The 26,442-nt window shown below is 69.7% G+C and carries 20 protein-coding genes and 2 pseudogenes; 17 read left to right on the top strand and 5 right to left on the bottom strand.

Annotation, left to right across the window (positions count from 1 at the left end; genetic code table 11):
- Nucleotides 1–228 precede the first annotated feature (228 nt).
- Together RF650_RS11585 and RF650_RS11580 are read right to left on the bottom strand one after the other, a co-directional pair.
- Nucleotides 229–1,004: pseudogene (locus tag RF650_RS11585) on the bottom strand (solute carrier family 23 protein); the annotation flags it as partial.
- Nucleotides 974–1,405: a 2-oxo-4-hydroxy-4-carboxy-5-ureidoimidazoline decarboxylase gene (locus tag RF650_RS11580; protein WP_368814980.1), complete on the bottom strand. Its 432-nt coding sequence runs from the start codon at nt 1,403–1,405 to the stop codon at nt 974–976. The pseudogene RF650_RS11585 and the gene RF650_RS11580, both read right to left, overlap by 31 nt.
- 205 nt (nt 1,406–1,610) lie before the next feature.
- Here RF650_RS11580 and RF650_RS11575 point away from each other — a divergent pair, with 205 nt between their 5' ends.
- The 3 genes from RF650_RS11575 to RF650_RS11565 all read left to right on the top strand — a co-directional run bounded on the left by RF650_RS11575 (nt 1,611) and on the right by RF650_RS11565 (nt 5,329).
- The gene (locus RF650_RS11575; RefSeq protein ID WP_368814979.1) at nt 1,611–2,345 is read left to right on the top strand and encodes a glutamine amidotransferase; all 735 of its coding nucleotides are present in this window, start codon (nt 1,611–1,613) and stop codon (nt 2,343–2,345) included.
- Between the two features lie 304 nt (nt 2,346–2,649).
- Complete coding sequence (locus tag RF650_RS11570) at nt 2,650–3,900, top strand: lysostaphin resistance A-like protein (protein WP_368814978.1); 1,251 nt, start codon at nt 2,650–2,652, stop codon at nt 3,898–3,900.
- On the top strand, nt 3,890–5,329 hold the full coding sequence (locus RF650_RS11565; protein ID WP_368814977.1) for a M18 family aminopeptidase: 1,440 nt from the start codon (nt 3,890–3,892) through the stop codon (nt 5,327–5,329). The genes RF650_RS11570 and RF650_RS11565 overlap by 11 nt, the downstream gene beginning before the upstream one ends.
- Before the next feature lie 92 nt (nt 5,330–5,421).
- Here RF650_RS11565 and RF650_RS11560 read toward each other — a convergent pair whose 3' ends face one another.
- Nucleotides 5,422–6,837: a glyceraldehyde-3-phosphate dehydrogenase gene (locus tag RF650_RS11560; RefSeq protein WP_368814976.1), complete on the bottom strand. Its 1,416-nt coding sequence runs from the start codon at nt 6,835–6,837 to the stop codon at nt 5,422–5,424.
- Between the two features lie 205 nt (nt 6,838–7,042).
- Here RF650_RS11560 and RF650_RS11555 point away from each other — a divergent pair, with 205 nt between their 5' ends.
- The 9 genes and pseudogenes from RF650_RS11555 to RF650_RS11515 all read left to right on the top strand — a co-directional run bounded on the left by RF650_RS11555 (nt 7,043) and on the right by RF650_RS11515 (nt 17,410).
- The gene (locus RF650_RS11555; protein ID WP_144932031.1) at nt 7,043–7,975 is read left to right on the top strand and encodes a carbohydrate kinase; all 933 of its coding nucleotides are present in this window, start codon (nt 7,043–7,045) and stop codon (nt 7,973–7,975) included.
- A 71-nt stretch (nt 7,976–8,046) separates the two neighbouring features.
- Nucleotides 8,047–8,568: a YbhB/YbcL family Raf kinase inhibitor-like protein gene (locus tag RF650_RS11550; protein ID WP_064847466.1), complete on the top strand. Its 522-nt coding sequence runs from the start codon at nt 8,047–8,049 to the stop codon at nt 8,566–8,568.
- 3 nt (nt 8,569–8,571) lie between these two features.
- A complete protein-coding gene (locus RF650_RS11545; RefSeq protein WP_064847467.1) occupies nt 8,572–9,441 on the top strand; it encodes an HAD family hydrolase in 870 nt (289 codons plus the stop codon).
- Nucleotides 9,434–10,333, top strand: coding sequence for a glycerophosphodiester phosphodiesterase family protein (locus tag RF650_RS11540; RefSeq protein ID WP_368814975.1), 900 nt, complete (start codon nt 9,434–9,436; stop codon nt 10,331–10,333). Before RF650_RS11545 ends, RF650_RS11540 begins: the two co-directional genes overlap by 8 nt.
- A 511-nt stretch (nt 10,334–10,844) precedes the next feature.
- Complete coding sequence (locus tag RF650_RS11535; RefSeq protein ID WP_368814974.1) at nt 10,845–12,377, top strand: ABC transporter substrate-binding protein; 1,533 nt, start codon at nt 10,845–10,847, stop codon at nt 12,375–12,377.
- 4 nt (nt 12,378–12,381) lie between these two features.
- A complete protein-coding gene (locus RF650_RS11530) occupies nt 12,382–13,338 on the top strand; it encodes an ABC transporter permease (RefSeq protein WP_368814973.1) in 957 nt (318 codons plus the stop codon).
- Nucleotides 13,335–14,168, top strand: a pseudogene (locus RF650_RS11525) (ABC transporter permease); the annotation flags it as partial. The gene RF650_RS11530 and the pseudogene RF650_RS11525, both read left to right, overlap by 4 nt.
- A 182-nt stretch (nt 14,169–14,350) precedes the next feature.
- Nucleotides 14,351–16,234: an ABC transporter ATP-binding protein gene (locus RF650_RS11520; protein WP_368814972.1), complete on the top strand. Its 1,884-nt coding sequence runs from the start codon at nt 14,351–14,353 to the stop codon at nt 16,232–16,234.
- Between the two features lie 9 nt (nt 16,235–16,243).
- Nucleotides 16,244–17,410 (top strand): serine hydrolase domain-containing protein, encoded by a 1,167-nt coding sequence (locus tag RF650_RS11515; protein ID WP_368814971.1) that lies wholly within the window; start codon nt 16,244–16,246, stop codon nt 17,408–17,410.
- On the opposite strand, the gene RF650_RS11510 is transcribed toward RF650_RS11515, so the two are convergent.
- The gene (locus RF650_RS11510) at nt 17,343–18,311 is read right to left on the bottom strand and encodes a LysR family transcriptional regulator (protein WP_368814970.1); all 969 of its coding nucleotides are present in this window, start codon (nt 18,309–18,311) and stop codon (nt 17,343–17,345) included. The two genes, RF650_RS11515 and RF650_RS11510, sit on opposite strands and share 68 nt — an antisense overlap.
- A gap of 274 nt (nt 18,312–18,585) precedes the next feature.
- Between RF650_RS11510 and RF650_RS11505 the strand changes: the two genes are divergently transcribed.
- The gene (locus RF650_RS11505; protein ID WP_368814981.1) at nt 18,586–19,608 is read left to right on the top strand and encodes a YeiH family protein; all 1,023 of its coding nucleotides are present in this window, start codon (nt 18,586–18,588) and stop codon (nt 19,606–19,608) included.
- A 28-nt stretch (nt 19,609–19,636) separates the two neighbouring features.
- A complete protein-coding gene (locus RF650_RS11500; RefSeq protein ID WP_368814969.1) occupies nt 19,637–20,698 on the top strand; it encodes an enoyl-CoA hydratase/isomerase family protein in 1,062 nt (353 codons plus the stop codon).
- A gap of 8 nt (nt 20,699–20,706) precedes the next feature.
- Here the strand turns inward: RF650_RS11500 and RF650_RS11495 are convergent, their stop codons facing one another.
- Nucleotides 20,707–22,122 (bottom strand): uracil-xanthine permease family protein, encoded by a 1,416-nt coding sequence (locus RF650_RS11495; RefSeq protein ID WP_368814968.1) that lies wholly within the window; start codon nt 22,120–22,122, stop codon nt 20,707–20,709.
- Between the two features lie 252 nt (nt 22,123–22,374).
- Here RF650_RS11495 and RF650_RS11490 point away from each other — a divergent pair, with 252 nt between their 5' ends.
- The 3 genes from RF650_RS11490 (at nt 22,375) to RF650_RS11480 (ending at nt 26,047) form a co-directional block, all read left to right on the top strand.
- Complete coding sequence (locus tag RF650_RS11490) at nt 22,375–23,229, top strand: 3-hydroxyacyl-CoA dehydrogenase (protein ID WP_368814967.1); 855 nt, start codon at nt 22,375–22,377, stop codon at nt 23,227–23,229.
- A gap of 249 nt (nt 23,230–23,478) precedes the next feature.
- The gene (locus RF650_RS11485; RefSeq protein WP_368814966.1) at nt 23,479–24,261 is read left to right on the top strand and encodes a metal-dependent transcriptional regulator; all 783 of its coding nucleotides are present in this window, start codon (nt 23,479–23,481) and stop codon (nt 24,259–24,261) included.
- Nucleotides 24,262–24,481: 220 nt separating this feature from the next.
- Complete coding sequence (locus RF650_RS11480; RefSeq protein WP_368814965.1) at nt 24,482–26,047, top strand: sulfatase-like hydrolase/transferase; 1,566 nt, start codon at nt 24,482–24,484, stop codon at nt 26,045–26,047.
- Nucleotides 26,048–26,442 lie beyond the last annotated feature (395 nt).

Below are 26,442 nucleotides of genomic sequence, written 5' to 3'. Positions count from 1 at the left end.
CACTCCTGCGTCTCCTGAACATCAGCGTCCTGAAGATTATTCGTCAACCCACTCAAAATGTGGTGATTGCTTGAAGACTGCATGTGTTGTTCTCCTGCCATGAGAGGCGGGGCAGTTCTGACCGTGCGGTTGTCGGTTCCCGGGTGGGGTCCGGTCACCGCACGTGAAGGACATGTGCGAACCGTGTCCTTCCGCTCATCGCGTGAGGACACGGTTGGCGGCGGGAAATCAGTGCTCGCCCGCGGTCCCGGACTTCTTGGAGTCCAGGGGCGCCGGGACCACTTCACCGGATGCGATAATGCACGGGATCTCGTTGCCCTCGGAGTCCCCCAGCTTACCATCCTTGACGGTGTCACCTTCCCCCAGGTGATTCTGGAGGTGCTCGATGGACGCGATGGGCACGAAGCGCGGCGGGGCCTCCGTGAACACGGAGCCCTGGTCCGCGGGCGGGTTACCGATCTTGATCTCGTTGAACAGGATGTTCAGGGCCACGGCGGCGACCACGCGGCCGAACATGGGCAGCAGACCCAGGACCAGCATGATCACACCACCGGCGGTCACCACGAAACGGCTCTTGACGCCGGTGATGGCCGCCAGGCCCGCGTTCTGCGCGAACGCGGACTGGGTGAAGCCGTTGAAGAGGGGGAGAGGAAGGACGCACCCATGTCGGCGCGCAGGCCGTCCGCGATGCGGCGACGGTCCACGTTGGTCTCCACGATCTCACCCACGGCGATGATGTTCGCGGTGGTCTCGGTGAGGATCACGAGCACCACGATGGTCATGGAGATGATGGCGGCGGGCTGGAACGTGGGCGGACCGAAGGCCAGGGGCTCCGGGAAGGCGAAGAAAGCGCCGTCGCCGACTTTGGAGAAGTCCGCCATCCCGAGCGCGAGCAGGGTGCCCAGGACGATGCCCAGGAGGATCGACAGACGCGAGATCACGGCGCTGCGGACCGTGCACAGGAGCGTGATGTTCAGCAAAGTGGCACCGGCGAGGCACACGTTTCTGAAAATGGTGTCCTCGCCCCCATTGGCGGCCACGGCGGCACCGCCCGTGGCCCAACATGACCGAACGTGTCCTGGTAGTCGAGGTTCGCTTGCGCGAGCTCGGCCTTGACGGCGTCGTCGCCCCCGCCCAGGCCCGCTTGCTCGTTGCGGGACAGGCTCGCCGCCGCGGAATCTTCCTGGGGGCGCTGGCCGATCATGGGATGGTGCAACAACGCCTGCGCGACCTCCGCGTCCGTGAAGGGGTTCGCGGCGGAACGGGCGGCGTCCAGTATGGCCTCGGTGGACCCATACGGGCGCCCGGACACGAGTTCCTCGATCCAGCGCTGGACGTCCAGGGCCGGTCCTACGGCCGCGACGGCGGCTTCACGATCGAGGCTGTTGAACTCGGTCAAATCCACGATCCATCCTCTGGTATTTCGTGATGTGAAATCTAAATTTCATTTAGGAACAGCGAACTGGGTCACACGGGGTAAGTCACGGAGTGGAACCGCGTTTCTTCGAAGTAACCGCCGGACTCTTCCACGGGTGTCATCGAAGCGTCGGAAAGCGGCCTCGTCCCCGGGCGGTTTGCATCCCGAGGCCCCCGTGACATAGGTGTAAGCCATGAAACCGTTCGTGCTGCTGGCCACCCGTGATAACAACGTCCTCGCGGACGAGGAATACCGGGCCGTGGCCCACTTCGGGGGCCTCGAAGAGGACCAACTCGAACGCATCCGTCTGGAGTCCGGTGAGTGGCCCGCGCTGGACCTGGACAGGTACAGCGGGATCATCGTGGGCGGGTCGCCGTTCAACTCCTCGGACCCGCCGGAGGAGAAGTCCAGGGCGCAGCGCGTCGCTGAGACCTGGATCAGCGCACTGCTGGACGACGTCGTGGCCCGAGACTTCCCGTTCCTCGGCGCGTGCTACGGCGTGGGCACCCTGGGGATCCACCAGGGGGCCAAGGTGGACCGGTCGTGCCACGAGGACGTGGGTCCCATCACCGTGAGCGTGACCGACGAGGGGGCTCGGGATCCCCTACTCGTGCAACTGCCCCGCGAGTTCAGCGCGTACGTGGGGCACAAGGAGGGCACCCGCGTGCTGCCGCCCAACGCGGTGCTGCTCGCCACCGGGACCGCGTGCCACGTGCAGATGTACCGGATCAAGAACAACCTCTACGCCACCCAGTTCCACCCCGAACTGGACCCCGAGGGGCTCGTGAGCCGCGTGCGCGCGTACAAGGACCTGGGGTACTTCCGGCCCGAGGACACAGACACCGTGATCGACCGGGTGGTCAACGGTCCCGCCGTGGACCAGGCCCCGCGGATCCTACGGGCGTTCGTGGAGCGTTACCGGCGTTGACCCGCCCGGATCGAGGCGTCTGATCACGAGCCCGGTCGTCAACGCCCCGGGGGGGGCGGACCACCCGGGACTTCCGGTACCACCGGGCGGATCCGCCCCGGGCTGACATCTCATACCGCGGTCGGAATTCGCCGGTTCCCCGTCGGAGCCACCCCGGATTCACGGCCAGCGCCCTGCACAGAGGGCCCTGAGAGTCCCCCGTGACGGCTACCGTGGAGTCATGAGTCACGCCAGCGCACCGTGGTCCCGTCCGTCGCCCCCCGTCCAGGATCCGCCACGGACCCGTAGCCTCTTCTATCACCGTTTGGCGCACGCGGACCCCCGCCACCGCTGGTGGATGCCGCTCGTGGAGGGGCTCATCCTGCTGGCCGTCCTCCTGCTTCTGACCATCGTATTCCTGCTCGTCATGGTCTTCGCGGCCCCGGAGCGGATCGACGGGGACCTGCTGGCCATGAACCAGCTGGACCCCGTGGTGTTCTTCATCCTCTTCGGCTCCGTGGTCCTCATGCTCCCCAGCGCCCTGCTGGCCCGGCTGGTGCTCGGCCCGCGTCCCCTGGGGCTGATCTTCTCCGTGACCGGGCGGATTCGGTGGAAGTGGCTGCTCACGTGCTTCGTGGCGGCGGTCGCGATCTACGCCCTGATCAACGCGATCGCCGTGGGCCTGGAACTCGCCGCGGGCGGCAGACCCGTGTCCTTGCAACCGGCCCCTGGTTTCTGGTGGCTCATGGCCTCGCTGATCTTCGTGGTCCCCCTGCAGTGCGCGGCGGAGGAGGTCGTGTTCCGCGGCTACCTGGCCCAGACCATCGGCCGGTGGCTCAAGCACCCCGCGTGGGCCATCCTGCTCCCGGTGCCGCTGTTCGTGCTCGGTCACGCGTACGACATCTGGGGGCAGCTCTCGGTGGGGATCATGGCCGTGGCCATGGGCATCATCACGTGGCGCACCGGTGGTCTGGAGGCGGCGATCGCACTGCACGCCGTGAACAACATGACGGTGTCCCTCATGGCCATGGTGGGGCTCACGGACATGAACGACACCTCCGGGGCGCCCACGGACCTGATCGCGGTGACGCTGATCAACGGTGGTTACGTGGCACTCGTGTTCTGGCTCGTGCGCCGCAACCGGTCCGTGGCCGTGACTCGCACGATCGTCCTGCCGCCACTCCCGCAACCGGCCCGGCTTCCCGAGCTCGGCCACCGGCCCTCTCGGTTGGCCGAGGACGCCTCGGGCCTGGCGGCTTACGTCCTGGACCCGGCCACGCAGCGCTACCTGGTCCTGCCGCCGCAGTACGGTCCGTACTCCGTGCGGGACGGGCAGGGCCGCTACGTGGGTCTGCTGGACACCCGCACCGCTCACGGCGCGCACACGGGGGACGACGTCGCTCTTGCAGTGCCGGGCGAGCCCTCGGGCGATACCTCGAGCGAGAGCACTTCCCGGCCCAACGGTTCCGACCCACACGGTACGGCGACGCCTCCCTCGCCCGGTGCAACACCGCCGCCCGCAGCCCCGGGCGAGCGGGATGTCGCCCCCACCTACACTGGGCGTCATGACGGATAGCTCGCACGAATCCACCACCCCGGCCGACCCCGCCAACGGGACGCCGGAGCCCGGCCCCGGAACTCCGGAGGCCGGCTTCGCGCGTGCACTGGGTGAGTGCATCACGGCCTCGCCCAGCTCGTTCCACGCCGTGGCCACGGCTGCCGCCGCGCTCGACGCCGCGGGGTTCACCGCCCTGGACGAGACCCGGCCGTGGTCGGACCCGTCCGCGGGCGGCTACTACACCGTGCGCGACGGCGCCCTGATCGCGTGGGTGATCCCGTCCGGTGCCGCACCGGGTGCGGGGTACCGGATCCTAGGGGCTCACACCGATTCGCCGGGGTTCAAGCTCAAGCCCCGACCCACCACAGTGACGCACCGGTGGTACCAGGCGGGTGTGGAGATCTACGGCGGTCCCCTGTTGAACTCGTGGTTGGACCGGGATCTGCGCTTCGCCGGTCGGCTCGTGGTGCGTGGCCGTGACGGCGGGACCCGGCAGGTCCTCACCGCGACCGGCCCCGTGGCCCGGATCCCGCAGTTGGCGATCCACCTGGACCGCAGCGCGAACGAGGGTCTCACGCTCGACAAGCAGCGTCACGTGCAACCCGTGTGGGGAGTGGGACAGGACCAGGACACGGACGTCCTGACCGTGCTCGCGGATGCCGCGAACGAGTCGCGCGGAACGCGCCGGACGACCGTGACAGGTGCACCGGGTGCCCCGGCCGGCGACGATGCGTCGGCCGAACCGATCACGGCATCGGACATTCTCGGCTACGACATCGTCGTCGCGGACTCCCAGGCCCCGGAACTCATCGGCGCGCAGCGCACGCTGCTCGCGAGCGGCCGCCTGGACAACCTGACCTCCGTGTTCGCGGGCCTGCGTGCCCTGATGGAACACGCCCACGACCTCGAGAGCGCGGAGCACGTGAGCGTGCTCGCCGCGTTCGACCACGAGGAGGTCGGTTCGGCCACCCGCTCGGGCGCCGCCGGCCCGTTCCTCGAGGACGTGCTCGTGCGCATCAGCGCCGCGCGGGGCGAGACCACGGACGAATACCGACGCTCGCTCGCGGCCTCCGTGTGCTTGTCCTCGGACGCGGGGCATCTGGTGCACCCCAATTACCAGGGTCACCACGATCCCGTGAACACCCCCGAGCCCGGGGGAGGGCCCCTGCTCAAGATCAACGCGCAGCAGCGCTACACGACCGATGCCACGGGTGCGGCCGAATGGGCCCGGGTGTGCGAACGGGCCGGAGTGACTTACCAGGAGTTCGTCTCCAACAACACCGTGCCGTGCGGCTCGACCATCGGACCCGTCACCGCGACCCGTCTGGGCATCCGCACGCTGGACGTGGGCGTGGGGCTGCTGTCCATGCACTCGGCACGCGAGCTCGTGCACACCGGGGACCTGTACGCCCTGTACCGGGCGGTCGCCGCGTTCTGGCGCCCGTGAGCGCAATGACGCCGCCCCGGCGACCTTCACGCGGAAGGTGGCCGGGGCGGCGTCGTCGTCGAGCGCACCAGCGGCGCGCGGGACCCTGACCCTTACGGGAGTTGGAGCATAGAGATGTCCGCCATGCGGGCCATCACGCGCACCACCTGGCACGAGTAACCGAACTCGTTGTCGTACCAGACGTAGAGCACCACGGAGTTGTTGTTCACGATGGTCGCGAGTCCGTCCACCACGCCGGCGCGGCGGGAGCCCACGAGGTCCGTGGAGACCACGTCCGGGGAGTCCACGTAGTCGATCTGCTTGCGCAGGGGCGAGTTCAGCGAGATGTCCTTGAGGAACTCGTTGATCTGGTCCTTGGACTCCGGGGCGTTCTCCAACTGCAGGTTGAGGATCGCCATGGACACGTCCGGGGTGGGGACGCGGATCGCGTTACCAGTGAGCTTGCCCTTCATCACGGGCAGCGCCTTGGCCACCGCCTTGGCGGCACCGGTCTCGGTGATGACCATGTTCAGGGCGGCGGAACGGCCGCGGCGGTCACCCTTGTGCCAGTTGTCGATCAGGTTCTGGTCGTTGGTGTAGGAGTGCACGGTCTCCACGTGACCCTGGATGATCCCGTACTCGTCGTTGAGGACCTTGATCACGGGTGTGATGGCGTTCGTAGTGCAGGACGCCGCGGAGAGGATGGTGTCCTCCGGGGAGATGTCCTTGTCGTTCACGCCGCACACGATGTTCTTCATGTCGCCCTTACCGGGGGCCGTCAGCAGGACCTTGCCCACACCCTTGGACTGCAGGTGCTGGGAGAGGCCTTCCTCGTCACGCCACACGCCGGTGTTGTCCACGACCAGGGCGTTGTCGATCCCGTACTCGGTGTAGTCGATCTCCGCCGGGGAGTTGGCGTAGATGAATTGGATCGGCACACCGTTGGCGGTGATCACGTTCTTGTCCTCGTCCACGGTAATGGTCCCGTTGAAGGGGCCGTGCACCGAGTCGCGGCGCAGCAGCGAGGCGCGCTTGACGAGGTCGTTGCCGGGCTTGCGGCGCACCACCACGGCGCGCAGGTTCAGCCCGGTGCCGTCGTTGCGGTTGAGCAGGATGCGCGCGAGCAGGCGCCCGATGCGCCCGAAGCCGTAGAGCACGACGTCGCGGGACCCGGGTTCGTTGCGCCCGCGCTGGTCCACGGCGGGAGCAAGGGCCTCGCGCAGGTACGCCTGCAGGTCACCGCTGTCGGCCGCGGTGTAGCCCTGGTAGAGCTTGGCCACGTCCACGTTGCACACGCCGAGGTTGAGCTCGCCCAGCGTGTGGACGATCTCGAGGGTCTTGTCGATGGGCATTTCCTCGCCCAGGATGCGGCGCGTGAAGCGGTGGACCTTGATGATCTCCGTGACGGACTTGTGGACCAGGGAACGGCCGAACACCGTGGTGACCACCTTATTGCCGCGGTGCAGCTGACCCACCAGGGGGACCAGCTGCTCGGCAAGGGCTTCTCGTTCGGACCACGTGGCGCTCATGAGCATCCTTCTTCCTCGGCCCGGACGTCGTCGTGAGGGCCGTGTTGGGGGTCGCGCGGCGGTGCGCTGACTCGGGTGATGGCGCGCGCGGGAGCGGCGCTGCTCGTCGTGGCCCCAAGTTTACGGTGCGCGAGGGGGCTTCTCCCGCCCGTGCGGCGTCGTGACAGCCCCGGTGGCTCCCCGCACGCTTTGCTAACGTGGGGTCATGTTGACGGTGATCGGTGAGGCCCTCGTGGACGTGGTGTCCCGCGAGGGTGAAGAACCCCGGGCCCACGTGGGTGGCAGCCCCATGAACGTGGCCGTGGGACTGGCCCGGCTGGGTCACGACGTCCAGTTCCTGGGCCGCTACGGCCGGGACGAGTACGGCCGTCAGGTGGCCGATCACCTCACGGGCAACGGGGTGCGGTTGCCGTTCGACGCGGACGCCCTGCCCACCTCCGTGGCCCAGGCGACCCTGGATGAGACCGGTGCCGCGAGCTACGACTTCCAACTCGACTGGTCCCTGGACGTCTCCCCGGAGCGGATCGACGAGCTCCTGCGGGACACCGACGCCCTGCACGCCGGATCCATCGGGGCCATGCTGGAACCCGGCGCCACCGTGGTGGGTCAGGCACTCGAACGCGCTCGCGGCCACGCATTGATCTCCTACGACCCCAATTGCCGCCCGTCCATCATCCCGGACTCCTCGGACGCGCGCGCCCGCGCGGAGAAGATCGTGGCGCTGTCCCACGTGATCAAGGCCTCCGACGAGGACCTGTTGTGGCTCTACCCGCACCGCAGCATCGAGGACTCCGCGCGTGCGTGGCTCAAGGCCGGAGCACGGCTTGTGGTCGTGACCCGCGGGGTCATGGGGCCGTGGGCTGTCAGTCGCGGCACCGGACGCGATGGCGTGGAGGTCCCCGCCGCCCGGGTCACCGTCGCGGACACCGTGGGCGCGGGTGACTCCTTCATGGCGGCCCTGCTCTCGGGACTCGCGGACCGGAGCATCCTGGGCCCCACTGCGGCGAGCGCCCTCGACGAGTTGGACAGCGCGCAACTCACGGAGCTGTTGCGCCACGCCGCGGCCGCTGCCGGGGTCACGGTCTCGCGCTCCGGCGCGGATCTGCCCACGCGCGCGGACCTGATCGACCACGCCTGATCCGCCGCTTTCCCGTGGCCGTGCGAGGCCCCCAGCTGTGTCATGACCGTAACGAGGAAAGGAACGCTCCCATGTACGACCGTCACCCCTACGCCGATCTGCCCGAACTGCCCACGTTCACAGTGACGTCCACGGACGTGGCCGAGGGCGAGAGCATGAACACGCCCCAGGTCTCCGGGATCATGGGCGCCGGGGGAGAGGACGTCTCCCCGCAGCTGTCGTGGAGCGGTGCCCCGGAGGGCACCCGTTCCTACGTGGTCACGATGTTCGACCCGGATGCCCCCACCCCCAGCGGGTTCTGGCACTGGTGCTTGTCCAACATTCCGGCGGACGTCACCGAACTGGCGACCGGGGCGGCGTCGAACCCGCCCGAGGGAGCCGTGAAGCACCGCAACGACGGCGGCACGGACGAATACCTGGGCGCCGCACCCCCCGAGGGCCACGGTCCGCACCGCTACATCGTCTGCGTCACGGCCGTGGACGTCCCCGAGCTCGAGGTGGACGAGTCCGCGAGCCCCGCAGTGGTCAACTTCAACCTGTTCTCGCACGCCCTGGGACGCGCGTTCCTCACGCCCGTCTACGAAGTGAAGTAGCCCGTGGCGCCGGAACACGCCGCGGACCAGCCACCCGTCCGGCTCATCGCGAGTGACCTGGACGGGACAGTGCTGGGCCGTGACTTCCGGTTCCGGCCGCGCACCGTCGCCGCGATCACCGCCGCGCGGGATGCCGGGATTCACGTGGTCTTCGTGACCGGGCGCCCCATGCGGTGGTTGGACCCCCTGCACGAACAACTCGATGACGTGGGGGTCGTGATCTGCTCCAACGGGGCGGTGATCTACGATCCCGGCGCGGAGCGTGTCCTGGAGGCGAGCCTGTTCGACGTGAGCGAGGCCCTGCCCGTCATGGCGGACGTGGCCCGCGAGTTCCCGGATTCTCTGTTCGCCGCGGAGACCCTGGAGCGCGTCTACACGGATCACGGGTGGTCCCGTACGGACCGTATGGAGATCCGCCACATCACCGAGGCGCCCGTGAAGGAGTCGCTCGCGCCCGGCACCGAGGTGGTCAAGCTGTTGGCCAAGCTGGACGGCGCCGATCCCAATCGGTACTTCGAGCACGTCCGCGAGATCGTGGCGGGGCGGTTGTCCGTGACGCATTCGGTGGCCGCCGCACCCCTCGTGGAAATGGGGCAGCGCGGGCTCACCAAGGCCCGCACGCTCGAACACTTCGCCGCGGAGCACGGCATCTCCCACCGGGAGGTCATGGCCTTCGGAGACATGCCCAACGACCTCGAGATGCTCACGTGGGCCGAGCGCGGCTACGCCATGGCGGACGGGCACCCGCACGTGGTCGCCACGGTGGGACGCACCGCACCGGCGTTCACCGAGGACGGCGTAGCGCAGGTGATCGAGGCCTACCTGGAGCACGAGCACATCGTTCCCGTGGCCCGGGAGGGTCGCCGTGTCTGAGTCGTCCCGTTCCGTTCCGGCCGCCCGCCAGGACCCCGGTGCACGGCGGCACCCCGCCGCGCTCGCCCACCGTGGGTTCTCCCCGGACGGTCACGAGAACACGCTGGCCGCGTTCCGGGCCGCCGCGGAGCTCGGTTACGTGTGGCTCGAGACGGACGTGCACACGACCCTGGACGGCGTGGTCGTGGCATTCCACGACCCCACGTTGGAGCGCGTCACGGGCACGAGCGGCAACGTCAACGACCTCACGTGGGAGCAACTGCGGGAAGTGCGCATCGGCGGCACCGAGGAGATCCCCACGCTCACCGAGCTGCTGCGGGCGCTGCCCGAGGCGTGCCTGAACATCGACGTCAAGGACGAGGCGTCCGTCGCCGCCCTGCCCGGGGTCGTGGCGCGCGAGCACGCCGCGCACCGGTTGCGCGTCACGTCCTTCTCCGAATCACGACGACGCCGCGCGCTCGCAGGGATCACCCGGCTCACCGGTGAACGGGTCCGGTCCTCGGCCGGGACCCTGGGCACCGCGGGATTCCTGGCCGTGTCCGTCGTGGCACCCCTGACCGACCGGGTGTCCCGGAAGATCGCGCCCGCGCTGTGGCGGGCGCACATCGCGGCGTGGTCGCGCCTCGTGGCACCGTTCGACACCCTCCAATTGCCCGAACAGCACACGGTGCGTTTGCCTGGGGGACACCTGTCGACCCTGCGGATCGTCACGCCCGCGTTCCTGGACCTGGCCCACCGCACGGGGCTGTCGGTGCAGGTGTGGACCGTCAACGACCCCGCGGACATGAAGCGCCTGCTGGACATGGGGGTGGACGGGCTGATCACGGATCGGGCCGATCTGCTCAAGGACGTCCTGCAATGCCGGGGTCAATGGCCGCCCGACCCACTGTGACACCTACCCCGGATCGCGCACACTTGTGCGCCGTTCCGGGGTAGGTTGAATGTGATCCAGAGCACCGGTGGGCCGTTCCCGCCGGGTGAACCGACCCGTCGGTCTCGATCACAGGGAGGAAGTATGCGACGCACGTCCAACATGTCCGCCCTGTTCCGCAAGTCCGTGCTGCGTCATCTGACATCGCAATGCGTGCCGGCCGGGCGCCGGATCATGGCCCCCCGCCTGAGCAAGATCCCGTAGCTGGGCGAAGCCCGCCCCTCAATCGGTGTCGCGCGTCCCGCGACACCCTCCGAGCGTCACGCTCGTCGCCGCCCTGTTGCGTGCCCGGGATCGTTCACCCCTGCGAGGAACCATGAACCCACGACCGTCACTCCGTCCACCCCGCACCGCACCGTCCGAGTCACCTCCACCCGATTGCCCGCCGTCGGCCCCGGTGGCCGGGGTCCCTGCGGCGCGGGGTCCCGGTGGTGGGTCCGCGCGGTACGGCGCGTTCTCCCGGCGCGGGTTCATGGGACTGGGCGCAGCGGCGGCGTCGTTCGCCCTGGCCGGCTGCGCAGCGGGCGAGCAGCCGGGCGCGGCGGCGATCCGCGCCACGGGCGCACCGCAGCGCGGGGGCATCTTGCGTGTGGGTCTCACGGGCGGCGGTGCGTCCGACAGCGTGGACGCCCACGTCCCGGTGGGCACCGCGGATGCCGGGCGCGTGATCAACCTCTACGACGGGCTCTACGAGTTCGACGCCGACTATGTCCCCGTGCCCGTGCTCGCCGAGTCGGCCACGCCGCGGGACGGCGGGCGCGAGTGGCTCGTGCGGTTGCGCAAGGGCGTGGTATTCCACGACGGGCGTCCGTTCACCGCGCGGGACGTCGTGGCCACGTACGACCGGGTCACCGACCCGAAGGACCCCAAGACGGGCGCTTCCGGGCTTGCCCTGTTGCGGCGCACCGTGGCGGTGAACGATCACACGGTGCGCTTCGAACTGTCGGAACCGGATGCCATGTTCGTGGACTCGACCGCGCAGTACTCCATGGGGATCGTGCCGGTGGACTACGACCCCGCCGCACCCGTGGGCACCGGCCCGTTCCGGCTGGGCACGTTCGAACCCGGTCAACTCACGGTGCTCGAGGCCAACCGGGACTACTGGCGGGAACCACCGTTCGTGGATGAGGTCCACCTGGTGAACTTCAACGACCAGGACGCACTGGTCAACGCGCTGCTCTCTACCCAGGTGGACGTGGTGGGTCAGCTGCCGCTGGCTCTGGTGGACGTGGTCAACACGGACCCGCGGTTGCACACGGTGCTCTCCGAGACGGGCAACTGGCTGCCGTTCACCATGCGCGTGGACACCGCCCCGTTCGACGACGCCCGGGTGCGCGAGGCATTCCGGCTGGTGGTGGACCGCGGGCAGATGGTGGAGCAGGTCTTCTCCGGCCACGGCTCGGTGGGCAACGACATGTACTCGCCGTTCGACCCCGGCACGCCCACGCTGCCGCAGCGAACGCGGGACATCGCGAAGGCGAAGAAGCTCCTGGCGGAGGCGGGCCATCCCGACGGTCTGGAGGTCGAGCTGGTCACCGCCCCCATCCAGTCGGGCGCCGTGGAGGCCGCCCAGGTCTTCGCGGAGCAGGCGGCCGAGGCTGGGATCACCGTGAAGCTGCGCCGCGTGGACAGCACCACGTTCTTCGGGGACGGGTACTTGAAGTACCCCTTCTCGCAGGACTTCTGGTACACCCGCAACTTCCTGTCCCAGACAGCGCAGGGCACCGTTCCGGGAGCCCCGTTCAACGAGACCCACGAGGCGGACCCGGAGTTCCGGGCCCTGTACAAGAAGGCCCGAGCCACGATGGACGAGAAGCGGCGCAACCAGCTCATCCAGGACGCGCAGAAGGTGCTCCACGACCGGGGCGGATACATCGCGTGGGGGTTCTTCAACCAGGCGGACGCCTACCAGAACTACGTGGGCGGTGGCTTCGGCCACCGCATCGGCATGCCCGTGTGCGGGTTCCACATGCGCCACCTGTGGATCGACCAGGAAGGGAAGTGATCGCGTGGCCACCATGATCCTGAAACGGCTGGGGGTCTCCGTCTTCGTGCTGCTGGCGGTGTCCCTGCTGGTGTTCGTGTTCACCCTCCTGCTCCCGGGTGATCCGGCCCAGGCAATCCTCGGGCAGCAGGCCACCCCGGAACGGCTGGCCGCGCTGCGCGAGCAGCTGCAGCTCAACGATCCCTGGTACGTCCGCTACCTCACGTGGCTAGGCGGGCTGTTCGTGGGAAACCTGGGAACCTCCGCGGCCACGGGCGGCTCCGTGAACGCCCTGCTGGCCAGCAAGGTGTCCGCCTCCCTGGTGCTGATGGTGATCGCAGCCGTGATCGCGATCCCCGTGGGCCTGCTGCTCGGCACATGGTCCGCCATGCGCCAGAGCCGCGCCTCGGACCAGGCGCTCACCGGCCTCTCGCTCGTGCTGGCGGCGCTGCCCGAGTTCGTGATCGGCGTGGCGCTGACCACGCTGTTGTCCACGACCGTGTTCCGCTTGCTGCCCTCGGTCACGATGGCCGCGCCGGGCACGCGTGTGTGGGACTACCCGCTGCAACTGATCCTGCCCACCCTGACCCTGATCCTGGTGGTGGTGCCCTACATGATCCGCATGACCCGCACCACCATGGCGGACGTTCTGGACTCCGGGTACGTGGAGATGGCCCGGCTCAAGGGGCTGCCCGAACGCCAGGTGATCTTCAAACATGCCCTCCCGCACGCCGTAGGGCCCGTGGCTCAGGTGGTGGCCATGCAGCTCGCGTGGCTCGCCGGGGGCATTGTGGTGGTCGAGTTCCTCTTCCGCTATCCCGGACTCGGCCAGGCCATGGTCGATGCCGTGAACACCCGTGACGTGCAGGTGGTCCAGGCGCTGTCCATGATCATCGCCGCGTTCTACGTGGTCGTGAACCTGATCGCGGACGTGATCGGGATCCTCGCGAACCCGAAACTGCGTACGGAGTCCCGCTCATGAGCGCGCAGAGAACCTCGGAGTCGTTCACGCGCCGCGTACTGCGGCAACCGGCCGCGAAACTCGGCATCGTGCTCACCGCCATCGTGCTGCTCCTCGCCGTGCTAGGGCCGCTGGCCGTGCCCGCGTGGACCGGGTACGGCACCAACTCGTTTGCGGGCAAACCGTTTCAGACCGGCGTCTTCGGCACCGACAACCTGGGCCGTGACGTGCTCTCCCGCTTCCTGGCCGGTGGCTGGCGGCTGCTGTTGTACTCGGCGCTGGCCACCGTGCTGGGCGTGGGGCTGGGTGCCGTGCTGGGCATGCTCGCCGCGTTCCGCGGGGGCTGGCTGGATGCGCTGATCATGCGCTGCGGGGACGTGCTGCTGGCCATCCCGCAGCTCGTGTTCGCCCTGCTGGCCGTGACCGTGCTGGGTCCGCAGGGGTGGGTGCTCGTGCTCGTGATCGGCGTGACCCACGCACCGCGCGTGGCCCGCGTGATCCGCGCGGCGACCGCCGGGGTCGTGGCCGAGGACTACGTCCTGGCCTCCCAGATGTACGCCGTGCCGCAGTGGAAGATCCTGACCCGGGACGTGGTCCCCAACATCATGGGCCCGCTCATGGTGGAGGTGGGGCTGCGCCTGACCTACTCGATCGGTGCGGTGGCCTCGCTGTCCTTCCTGGGTCTCGGCATGCAGCCGCCCACCCCGGACTGGGGTCTCATGATCAACGAGAACCGGATCGCGCTGTCCTTGCAACCGTGGGGTGTGATCCTGCCGGTCATCGCGATCGCCGTGCTCACGGTGGGCACCAACCTCATTGCCGACGCCGTGGCCGGCGCCTCGGCGGGGCGGGTCGCCTCCACGGGACCGCGGCGTTCCCGGAGGAGAGCGGCCGAGCAGGCGGCGTCGAACGGCGCTGAGAGTTCCGCGGGCGGCACGGGCAGCGCAGGAGGTACGGGCCGGGCAGGCCGCTCGAGCAGCGCAGACGCCGCGGGCGCCGCAGATGTCGGGGACACCGGGGAGAAGAGGTCGTGATGAGGAAGTCAGAGCAGAGGGCCCGCGCGGAGGGCCGCGCGTCCGTCGTTCCGAGGGCCACGGTGGAGACCGCGATCGCGGTGGAGCACCTGAGCCTGGGTGTCGTGGACGGCGGGCTGATCCTGGACGACGTCGGTTTCCGGCTGCGCCCCGGGCGGATCCTCGCCCTCGTGGGGGAATCCGGGTCCGGCAAGACCACAGCGGCGCTCGCGTGCATGAACCACCTGCGCTCTGGGCTGGAGCTGCGCGGCGGCACCGTGGAGCTGCAGGAGGGAGCGTCCCGGTTCCACCGCAAGGCCGTGGACCTGCTGACGCTCTCCGAGAAGCAGATGCGGCAGCTGCGCGGTGGCACTATCGCCTACGTGCCACAGGACCCGGCGCTGTCCCTGAACGGGTCGCTGCGCGTGGGGGAGCAGATCGCGGAGGTGTTGCGCGCCCACGAGTTCGGCCGCAACGCCCCCGAACGCGACGCCCGCGTGGCCGAGGTCCTCAGCGAGGTAGGTCTGCCCAGCGACAGCGCGTACCAGCGCCGCTTCCCGCACCAGCTCTCCGGCGGGCAGCAGCAGCGCATCGGCATCGCCATGGCGTTCGCGTGCCGCCCCGCGGTCATCATCCTGGACGAGCCCACCACCGGTCTGGACGTGGCCACCCAGGACGTCGTGCTCAAGACCATCTACCAGCTGACCACCAAGCACGACGTCGCCGGGCTCTACATCACCCACGACCTCGCCGTGGTTGCGCAGGTCGCCAACGACGTCGCCGTCATGCTGCACGGGCGGATTGTGGAGGACGGTCCCGCGGAACAGATGCTGCGCCACCCGCAGCACGCGTACACTCGTTCGCTGCTCAGCGCCGTTCCAGACATGCAGGGTGCCCGGGACATGGGCGGCGGACCCGCTGTCAGCCCCCTCGCCTCCGTGCGGGCGCCGTGGGACGACGGCCGTTCCGCGGCCACCCACTTCACCGCAGACAACACCACGTCCACGCCCTGCGCCGACACGTCGGACTCTGGCTCGGCACCTTCTGAGCAGGATGCTGCTGCCGGGGAGGTCCCAGCCCCGACCGCACGTGCGGTGACGCGGGAGCGGGGCGCGGGCGGCGTCGTGCCCGGGCAGGAGCACGAACCGGTCGTGCGGTTGCGGGACCTGCGCATGGCCTACGGGCAGGCGGTGATCCTGGACGGCATCAACCTGGAGCTGGAGGCCGGACAGACCACGATGCTGCTGGGTGAGTCCGGGTCCGGCAAGACCACCCTGTCCCGCAGCGTGGCGGGTCTCAACGACGACTACACGGGAGACGTGCTGCTGGACGGCGAGGTGCTTGCGCCCAGCACGCGGCGGCGCAGCAACGAGCAGCGCCGCCGGATCCAGTACGTCTTCCAGTCTCCGTTCTCGTCCCTGAACCCGCGGCGCAGCATCGGCGACTCGCTGCAGGTGCCGCTGCAGCTGGGTGGCGGGATGAACCGGGGGCAGCGCCGGGCGGCGGTGGCGGACGCGCTGGACGCGGTGCGGCTGGGGCGCAGCTACATCGACCGCCGTCCAGGAGAGCTCTCCGGTGGTGAACGGCAGCGCGCCGCCGTGGCTCGCGCCCTGGTGAACGCCCCGTCCGTGCTGGTGTGCGACGAGATCACCTCCGCGCTGGACGTCTCCGTGCAGGCCTCGGTGATCGAGCTGCTGCGCGAGCTGCAGCACGAGCGCGGGCTGGCCATGCTGTTCGTGACCCACAACATCGCGCTCGCCCGGCACATCTCGCACAAGCTCGCCGTCCTGGAACGCGGCAAGCTGGTGGACTACGGCCCCACGGACACCGTGCTGCGCGACCCTCGGCACGAGTACACGCGGTCCCTGCTCGAGCACGTACCCACCCTCGAGAGCGCGGGCTGAGGTGGGACGATGACCGTCCGAAGCCGGGCCGAGCTGACGACGGCGCACACGAACCTGCGCGGCCCCGCCGTGAGCCGGGTGCGTGAGACCTTCGAGGAGCACCTGTCCCGCGCACACGGAGGGATGTCCTTCTGCGTGTACCGGGACGGGCGCCCGCTCATCCGGCTGCACGGGGGATCGTTCGACCGCCGGTCTTCCCCGGGGGACGCGGTCGAGCGGCCGTGGGACGAGCACACCCTGGCCGTGATGTTCTCGGGGACCAAGGGGGTCTCCGCAACCCTCGTGGCCATGGCGGTGGACCGAGGGCTGCTGGATGTGAACGAGCCCGTGGCGCGCTACTGGCCCGAGTTCGCGGCCCGCGGCAAGGAGCATGTGAGCGTGGCGCAGGTCCTCGATCACACCGTGGGACTCGTGTACACGGATCCGGAACCTCCCGCCGGGATGCTGGACGCCTCCGCGCATGCGGCGGTGCTCGCGCGGCAGGAGCCCCTGTGGGACCCCGGGAGCAAGGTGGCGTATCACGCGGTGACGTTCGGGCATATGGTCGAGGAGTTGCTCGTGCGGGTCACGGGTCACCGCGCCGGGCAGCTGCTGCGCGAGCACGTGGCCCGGCCCCACGGGCTCGAGCTGTACCTGGGACTGCCCGCCGAGCTCGAGGATCGGGTGGCTCCCGTGTTCCGCGCCCCCGGGTACGCGATCAGCACGTTCTTGGAGGATCCGCAAAGGCGCGCCATCGTGGAGCGGATGTACGGAAACGCACTGCTCGGGGAGGAACTGCCCGCCAATTCCCGCGCGTTCCACGCGAGCGGACTGGTCTCGGGAGGCGGGATCGCCGGTGCGGATGCGATTGCGCGGTTCTACTCGCTCGTGGCATCGGGTGAACTCGTGTCACCGGCGACCCTCGAGACGTTCACGCGCACGTGGTCCCACGGCAGGGACGCGGTGAACGACCGGCCCGTGGCGTTCGGGCTGGGGTTTGAGGTGCAGGACCCCCTGTGCACGTACGGCCCAGTGGAGCGGGCTTACGGTCACTCCGGCGCGGGCGGCTGCTTGCACGGGGTCTGGCCGGACGCGCGGATCGGTTTCTCGTTCCACACCAACGAGATGCTCAGCGAGAACGTGGACCGCCGGGCCAAGGATCTGCTGGCCGCGCTCGCGCAGTGCGATCTGGGCTGAACGGGGTGGCGCGGTGCGCGTGCGCCGCGAGTTCCACGAGGTGCCACGCGGCGCCGTCCGTGTCCAGACCCGCGCGCCACACCGCGCGCAGGTCACGGTCCAGCACGCCGCCGAACACGGGCACGCGCACCAGGTTCTCGCGCTCGACCTCCGCGGCGACGGCGAGCGCGCTGAGCACCGCTGGGCCCACCCCGGCCCGCACGGCCCCGAGGACCGCCGCGTTGGAGCTGAGCTCCATGGCCGGGGGCACCGGGACGAGGGGTGCGAGCGCGGCGAGCAGTGTGCGTCGCGTTCCCGATCCTTCTTCACGCATGACCAGCGGGGTGGCCGCGAGTTCCGCAGCCGTCAAGGGCTCGCTGCGCTGACCCCACGGGTGGAGCGGGGCCACCACGACCTCCAGTCGGTCCCGAGCGACCACCGTTTCTCGCAGCCCCTCCGCGGGATCCGGGCTCTCCACGAAGCCCACGTCCACCACGCCCCGGCGCGTGCGACGCATGACTTCCGCGGAGTTGCACGCGAACAACTGCAGCTCCAGCCCCGGGTGGGAGTCCCGCAACCGGGACAACCACGTGGGGGCCAGGTACTCTGCCACGGTCACGGATGCCGCGACCTTCACGTGCTGGGTCCACTCGAGGCGCAGTTTCTCGATTTCTGTCGTGAACCCGTCGTACTCCGCGAGGACCCTGCGGGCGCGCTCGGCCACGGCGCGGCCCTCGGGGGTGGGTCTGGACCCGGTGGGTGAGCGGTCCAGCAGGCGCAGCCGCCACATCCGCTCGGCGCGGGCCACGGCGCGTGAGACATTGGGCTGGGCCATGTCCAGCGCGCGGGCGGTCGCGCCCATGGAGTGGTGGTCCATGACGGCCACGATCACGCGCAGCAGGGAGAGATCGACCTCGGCCATATCAGCAGTGTATGACCCGATGCTCAGATCACGACTACCCGACGGGTGTTCGCGCGAGCACAGTGGAGGCATGGCAACGGGTCACGAATCTTCCCACGGCACCCCTGACGGGACAAGCGCCCTCGGCGGGGCAGGCATACTCGGTGGGACTGGTGCGCTCGCTGGGCGGGGCGCTCCCGGTGGCGCAGTCGTCCCGCGAGGAGCGGCGTCGACCTCGGCAACCGCCGCAGCCGCGGCATCGGCCATGCATCCTGTTCCAGTGGCGCGTGCGACGATGCCCGCGCCCCCGGCTGCCCCTGGCACTGAACGGCGACCGGGTTCCCGTGCTGCGGTCCTCCCCGGGCTGGCGTTCTGCGCTGTGGGCATGGCCGTATCCCTCGTGCTCGGGTGGTTGATCCCGGGGGTGAGCCCGCTGCTGATCGCGATCGTCGTGGGCGCCCTGATCGCCAACGTGGTCCGGCTGCCCCGGGTTCTGGCTCCGGGGATCGCCGTGGCCGCCAAGCGGGTCCTGCGCGCCGGCATCGTCCTGCTGGGCCTGTCCGTCTCGCTCCAGGACATCGCGGGACTCGGCTTCGGGATGATCGCGGTCGTCGTGGCCGTGGTCGGCGTGGGCATCCTGACCACGGTGTGGATCGGCGGCCTGATGGGGGTCCCGCGCGCGCAGCGCCTGTTGATCGCGTGCGGGTTCTCGATCTGCGGGGCCGCCGCCGTGGCCGCGGTGGAGGGGGTCACGGACTCGGAGGACGAGGACGTCGCGACCGCCGTGGGACTCGTGGTGCTCTACGGCAGTCTGATGATCCCGGGGATCCCGCTCCTCAGCGGGGTCCTGGGGTTGACCGAACACCAGGCCGGTCTGTGGGCGGGCGGCTCGATCCACGAGGTCGCCCAGGTCGTGGCCGCGGGAGGGACCATCGGCTCGGCGGCACTGGCGTCCGCGGTGTTGGTCAAACTGACCCGCGTGGTCATGCTCGCGCCGATCATGACGATCGTGGGGATCCGGGCGCGCCGTTCGGGCACCGCCGCCCGCAACGGCAAGCGACCCCCAATCGTGCCCCTGTTCGTGGTGGGGTTCGTGCTCGCCGTGCTGGTGGCCTCGAGCGGCGTCCTCCCGGAACCGGTCATGGGAGCCCTGGGCACGCTGGAGACGTGGTGTCTCAGCATGGCGATGTTCGCGCTGGGGCTCGGGGTGAAGGCCGAGGAACTCGTGCGAGTGGGCTTCAAGCCCGTGCTGCTCGGTGCGATCTCCACGGTCATCGTGGCGGCCACCGCCCTCGGGGGCATGCTGGTCGTCACATGAGCCCATGGTGCTGGCTAGCATGGGAAACATGAAGGCTACTGAAGAATCGTTCATCCGGGCCGAGATCCAGGGCCAGACCGGGCTGTTGACCCTGACCCGTGACAAGGCGCTGAACGCGTTGAACCGCAGCATGTACCACCAACTGGTCAGCGCACTGCAGATGTGGCGGGACGATCCCGCGATCACGCAGGTCGTGATCCGCTCGCAGCTCGCCAAGGCGTTTTGCGCGGGCGGGGACATCAAGGAGGTCCGCGAGGCGGCGTTGGGCGGCCGCCAGGACGAGATCCGCGACGCCTTCGGCACCGAGTACTCCATGAACGCGATCATCGCGCGCTACCCCAAGCCGTACGTGGCCATCATGAACGGCATCGTGATGGGCGGCGGCATGGGCCTGTCCGTGCACGGTTCGCACCGAGTGGTCACGGAGACCACACAGATGGCCATGCCGGAGACGGCCATCGGCTTCTTCACGGACATCGGCGCGAGCTATTTCCTGCCGCGCGTCACCCGGGGTGCCGGTTCCTCGACCGACGACGACGCCGCTCGCCACGAATCCCTCGCCGTCGCCCGCTACCTCGGGCTGAGTGGTGCGCGTATCAACGGCGCGGATGCGATCGCGCTGGGGCTGGCGGACACCTACATCGATTCCGCGGATGTGGACGCGTTCGTGGACACCGTGCTGGCGGACGGAGTGGACGCCGCGACGTCGTCATATGCCAAGCAGGCCCCGGAATCCGAACTCGTGGGGCGCTGGGACGAGATCGTGGCGACCTACGGTGCGGACGGCTTCGAGGAGGTCGTGCGCAACGCGGGCTCGGACCTGGACGGGATGAGCCCCACGTCGCTCGCGCGCGTGTTCGAGCTGCTGCAGCGCGGCGCGCAGGACGACGACGTCGTCTCCTGCCTGCGCCGCGAACTGCGTATGGCAGAGGACACTGCGGTGGGCCACGACTTCATCGAGGGCGTGCGCGCCATGGTCGTGGACAAGGACAAGAACCCGCAGTGGGAGCCGGCCACGGTGGCCGAGGTGGACATGGACCGGATCCGGGACGTGGCGGACCAGGAATCGGACCTCCCGATCAGCGTGTGAACCGCGGGTCAGCCCAGCGGCGACGGGCTCTGCGAGGTGTCCGGGGTGAGCGGGTCCGAGCCCACCGAGCCGCGGGCGCGGGCGATGCCCGCCATGAGGTGGTAGACCACCAGGGCGGCGGCGGTGCCCAGGGCGATGCCCGCGAAGTCGAGCCCGGCGAAGGACCAGGTGTAGTCGCCGATGCCCACGATCATCGCGATCGCTGCTGTGGTGAGGTTGACCGGGTTGGAGAAGTCCACGCGGTTCTGTACCCAGATCCGCACGCCCAGCATGCCGATCATGCCGTACAGCACCGTGGCCGCTCCGCCCAGCACACCCTGGGGGACCGTGGCCACCGCGGCGCCGAAGACGGGCAGCACGCTCAGCAGGATCGCGACGAGCGCGGCCACCCAGTACGCGGCGGTCGAGTAGACGCGCGTGGCGGCCATGACTCCGATGTTCTCCGCGTACGTGGTGGTGCCGGAACCGCCGCCGGAGCCCGCGATCATGGTGGCCAGACCGTCCGAGATGATGGCGCGGCCCATGTAGGGGTCCAGGTCGTCGCCGGTCATCAGGGCCACGGACTTCACGTGACCGATGTTCTCCGCCACGAGCACCAGGATCACCGGGATGAACAACCCGGCCAGGTTGAGGTGGAACTCGGGGGAGTGGAACTGGGGCAGGCCGAACACGCCTTGTTCATTCCATGCGGCGCGGATCGAGGTGAAGTCCACCTCACCGCGGATCACGGCGGTGACATAGCCAATCGCCACGCCCAGCAGGATGGACAGGCGCCCCAGCAAGCCTCGGAACAGCACGGAGATCAGGATGATCGAGCCCAGCGTGACCAGCGCGGTCACGGGCGCGGCCGTGAAGTTCTGCTTGGCGGACGGGGCCAGGTTGAAGCCGATCAGCGCCACGATGGTGCCCGTGACCGCCGGGGGCATGAGCTTCTGCAGCCACCCCGTGCCCGCGATCTGCACGATCACGCCGATCAGGAACAGCGCGGCACCGGCCATGATCACGCCGCCGAGCGCCCCGCCCGGACCGTACTGGTTCACGGACGCGGTGATCGGGGCGATGAACGCGAACGAGGACCCCAAGTAGCTGGGCACCCGCCCGGCCGTGATCACCAGGAACAGCACCGTGCCGATGCCCGAGAAGAACAGCGTGGTGGCCGGCGGGAACCCGGTGAGCAGCGGCACCAGGAACGTGGCGCCGAACATCGCCACCACGTGCTGCGCGCCGATCGAGATGGTCCGCGGCCACGCCAGCCGCTCCCGCGGGGTCACCACGTCCCCCGGGGCCACGTGCCTGCCGTCCCCGTGCAGTCGCCAGTTCAGGCCCAGGCGCTCGACGACGCCGCCGCGCCGGTCCTGCTTGCGCGGCTCGTGCTGCTCGTCCTGCGGTGGCGGGGTGTGGTCGGGGAAAACCGGCGAACTCATGGGTGCTCCTTGTCCTGGGCGGGCCGTGGGTGCCGCCCCGAGGATTCTAGTGCGCGGGTGGGGCCCGACTGGTGGTGCGGGGCCCACGCGCGGTGGCGAGGGTGCCGGGGGAGGCGGCCTGCGGCGTCGTCGGCCCCTGGCGAGAAACCTACGGGCGAGTAGGGTGAGTGACGGGGGCCACGCCCGTGGCCGCCGGGCCCGCGGGAGGCCGACTCGCGCGAGCGTGACTCACACAGGAGTGGGGAGGACATCATGGCTGAACTGACCAACGTGACCGTGATCGGATCCGGGGTGCTCGGATCGCAGATCGCTTTCCAGGCGGCGTACTTCGGCAAGACCGTGACCGTGTACGACATCAGCGAGGAGATCGTCGGGGCGCTGCCCGGCAAGTGGGAGAAGCTGTCCCTGCTGTACACGCGGGACATGGCGGCCACGCCCGAGCAACTGGAGGCGGCCAAGGCCCGGTTGAGCGGCACCACGGATCTCGAGGCGGCACTGCAGGACGCGGACATCGTGATCGAGGCGGTGCCCGAGAACCTTGAGCTCAAGAAGAAGGTGTGGTCCCAGATCGGTGCGGCCGCGCCGGAGAAGACCGTCCTGTGCACCAACTCCTCCACGCTGCTGCCCAGTGACATTGCCGAGTCCACAGGCCACCCGGAGCGGTTCCTGGCGCTGCACTTCGCCAACGAGGTGTGGCGCAACAACACCGGTGAGGTCATGGGGCACGCGGGCACGGACCCCGCCGCGGCCGAGGCCGTCCTGGAGTTCGCCGGGCAGATCGGTATGGTGCCCATCCACATCAAGAAGGAGCAGGCGGGCTACATCCTCAACACCCTGCTGGTGCCGTTCCTGACGGCGGCATCGCACTTGTGGGTCAACGACATCGCACAGGCCGAGGACATCGACAAGACCTGGCGCACCGCCACCGGTTCTCCCCTGGGCCCGTTCCAGATCCTGGACCACGTGGGCATGGAGACCTATTACCAGATCAACATGAATGCGGGGACCGAGGAGTCCCAGCGGGTTGCGGAACGCGTGAAGCGGGAGTTTATCGACCAGGGTCACATGGGGCGCAGCTCCGGGCAGGGGTTCTACACGTACGAGTGATGCCCCGGCCGAGCCCGGCGCGCAGGCGCGTCACCGTCGCACGGCCTGACGACGTCGCACGGTGACCCCTCGCACCCAGCCGACGGCGCGGCGTCGCCGGGTGCCGCGGCACCCGAAGCGACCCCGGGTACACCCCGGGCGCGGCCCCCGGAGGGGGTGCAGTGCCGTCGTCACCGTCTGTCATCCCCGGCGCGAACGTCGCGGGGCGCACCCTTGGGGACGTCCCCGGAGGGCCGCTAGGCTGAACGCGTGCACCCCGCAGAGCTGAGCCCGGCCACCCAGGACTACCTGAAGACCATCTGGCGGCTGGGCGAGTGGGAGCCGGAGCGGGTGACCACCACGTCGCTGGCCGCGCGAATGGGTCTGGCGGCCTCCACCGTGTCCGAGGCGCTGAAGAAGCTCACCGCACAGGGCCTGGTGACCCGGCCCGCATACGGGGTCGTGGAGCTGACCGCCGAGGGACGTGAGGTGGCCGTGCACATGGTGCGCCGCCACCGCATCCTGGAGATGTTCCTGACCACCGAGCTGGGCTACACGTGGGACGAGATCCACGACGAGGCCGAGGTTCTCGAGCATGCCGTCACCGACCGATTCATCGACCGTGTGGACACCAAGCTCGGCCACCCGTCCGAGGACCCGCACGGGGATGCGATCCCCTCACGGGACGGGGTGATCACTCCCGCCCCGGCCGTTCCGCTCGGGGACGTCACCCACCCGGAGCCCGTGCGGGTCACGCGCGTCTCGGACGAGAGCCCCGAGACCCTGCGGGTGCTCGCGGAGGCCGAGATTCGGCCGGGCGCGGTGCTGCGGGTGCTTCCGGGTCCGGACCGCAGCGCCACGGTGCGCGTGCGCGTAGCCGGCGGGGGCACGACGCCGGGCGGTGACGTCCCGGGGGGCAGCTCGCCCGCAGCTCTGGCGACGCAGGGGCCACCCGACGTTGTGGGCACGGTAGCGTCCGGTGGGGTCACGGTGGAACTCGGCATCCTCGCGGCGGAGGCCGTCTGGGTGCAGGCCCTCACCCACGCGAGCTGAACGGGACAGGCGCTCCCCGGCCCGGCTGCGGACAGCATCAGGCTCGCGCTGGACCGAGCGGCGCCGCCTCGGACAGTGGGCGCCCCCTGCTGCGTCCGGCGCCGTCGCGGGCCCACAAGGTGAACAGCAGGTGGCCGGAACATGTCCTACCCTTGAAGGAACACGAATATGTAGGCGGCGGCACTCCGTGCCCGGGCCGCGGCGGTGCCGGCTGGCACCGGTGATCGAGGAGCACGAGGTCCACAACATGTCCGAGGGTTTTCTGCGTGCGAGCAGACGGCTGGGCCGGTGGACGGGCCGAGGGCTCTGCTACGGCCTGATCTGGCTGGGCCTCACCCTGCTGGCGGCCGCCGGGGTGATCCGGCACTACTGGGGTCAGATCTCCGTGGGGCAGATGCGCATGAACCTGGTGTCCGTGCAGACGGACGGCGGCGGCGGGTCGATCGTGTGGGTCTCGGTGCTGCTGATCGGCGTGCTTCCCGTGCTGCTGACCTTGGCGGTCGCGCTGGGCCAGTGGGTGCGGCGGCGCCGCCGCCTGTCCGGGCACACTGCGCGCGCCCCGCGCGGCGTGGTCCGATCCGTCTCCGCGATCGCGGTGGCGGCGGTGGTGGTGGGGGGTACCGCGAGCTTCGCGTCCGCGGTGGACCTGCCCCGCTACGTCAAGGCCGCCAAGTTCCCGCACGACATCGGATCGCGCTACGTGCAGCCCACTGTCACCGGGGACGCGGGCAAGCGCAACCTGGTGGTGGTCTACCTCGAGTCGGGGGAGCAGACCCTCGCGGACGACCAGCTGTTCGAGAAGAATGCGTTCAAGCCCCTGGAGGACGTCACCCGCGCGGAGGACGGCTGGCGCAGCGTCACCGACCTCCAGCAGTACGAGGGCGGCGGCTGGACCATGGCCGGGCTCACATCCACCCAGTGCGGCATCCCCCTCAAGAGCTCGGGGGAGGGCATCAGCTCGAGTGACATCGGCGCCGGGATGGAGCAGTACCTGGGAGGTGTCATGTGTCTGGGGGACGTGCTGCAGAACCACGGCTACACCAGCACGTTCCTGGGCGGGGCCAACTCCTCGTTCGCCGGCAAGGACGCCTTCCTGCGATCGCACGGCTACACGGAGGACAAGGGGCTCGCGGACTGGCGGGCCGCCGGCGAGCCGGAGCAGAACTTCCGCGGCGACTGGGGGCTCAGCGACGAGCGGCTCATGGCCCACGCGAAGGACGAGGTGGACCGTCTGCACGCCCGCTCCGAGCGCACGGGCCAGCCGTTCAACCTGTCCATGCTGACCCTGGACACCCACGAACCGGTGCACGTCTACGACTCCTGCGGCGTGGACACCCAGAACCAGGTGACCTCGGTGTTCGCGTGCTCCATGACGCAGGTGGCGGGCTTCATCGAGCACATGAGGGTCCAGGGCTACCTGGAGGACACCTCCGTGGTGGTCATGGGGGACCACCTCAAGCACATGAGCGCCGGGGACGCGTTCCACGAGCAGCTGGACCACCACCCCAACCGCACCATCTTCAACCGCGTGTGGATCCCGGGGGAGTCCTCGGACCAGCCCCTGCGGGCGGGCGCGGACCAGCTGTCCATGTACCCCACCCTCCTGGAGGCGGCGGGGCTATCGGTGCACAACGGCGCGGCGGGCCTCGGTACGTCTGTCCGGCGGCAACAGCCTCCCCAAGGTTCGGCCCAGGCCATGGACCCGGAGGAGTACGCACTGCTGCTCGAGTCCCGCTCGGCTGAGTTCTACACCCGCGCGTGGAACCCGCAGGACCTGGTGCGCTGAGGGCACGGGCGGTCCGACCCCCGGAGACGGTTCCGGCCGCCCCGCCGAAACATCGCTTGAACGCGCTGAATCCCGTCCAGGGGTGGCCGGGGTCGTTCGCGGAGGCCACCCCGAAGAGGTCGGCCACGGGCTGACCCTGTGCTGCGGCGTCGCGCAGCGCCTGGACGATCAGCGGCTGGTTGGGGCGCAGCTTGCGCAGCGCGAAGTCCATCCCGGAGGGGGGCGAACACCCATGTGGTGGGGGAGTCGTCGGGAAGCAGCGCGCTGACCACGGTGCCGCCCACCGAGCTCGTGAAGGCGGTGCAGCTCCCGGTCTCGCCCAGCACGCGGGCGGCCGTGCGCAGGGAGTCGGAGCCGTGCGCGGTGAAACCCCGGCGCCCCGCCGTGTGGTGCAG

The sequence above is a fragment of the Kocuria sp. CPCC 205297 genome, assembly GCF_040981035.1.
GTDB lineage: Bacteria > Actinomycetota > Actinomycetes > Actinomycetales > Micrococcaceae > Kocuria > Kocuria marina.
Note: the sequence above shows the minus strand (reverse complement) of the source record. Positions and strands in the feature narration are given on the sequence as shown.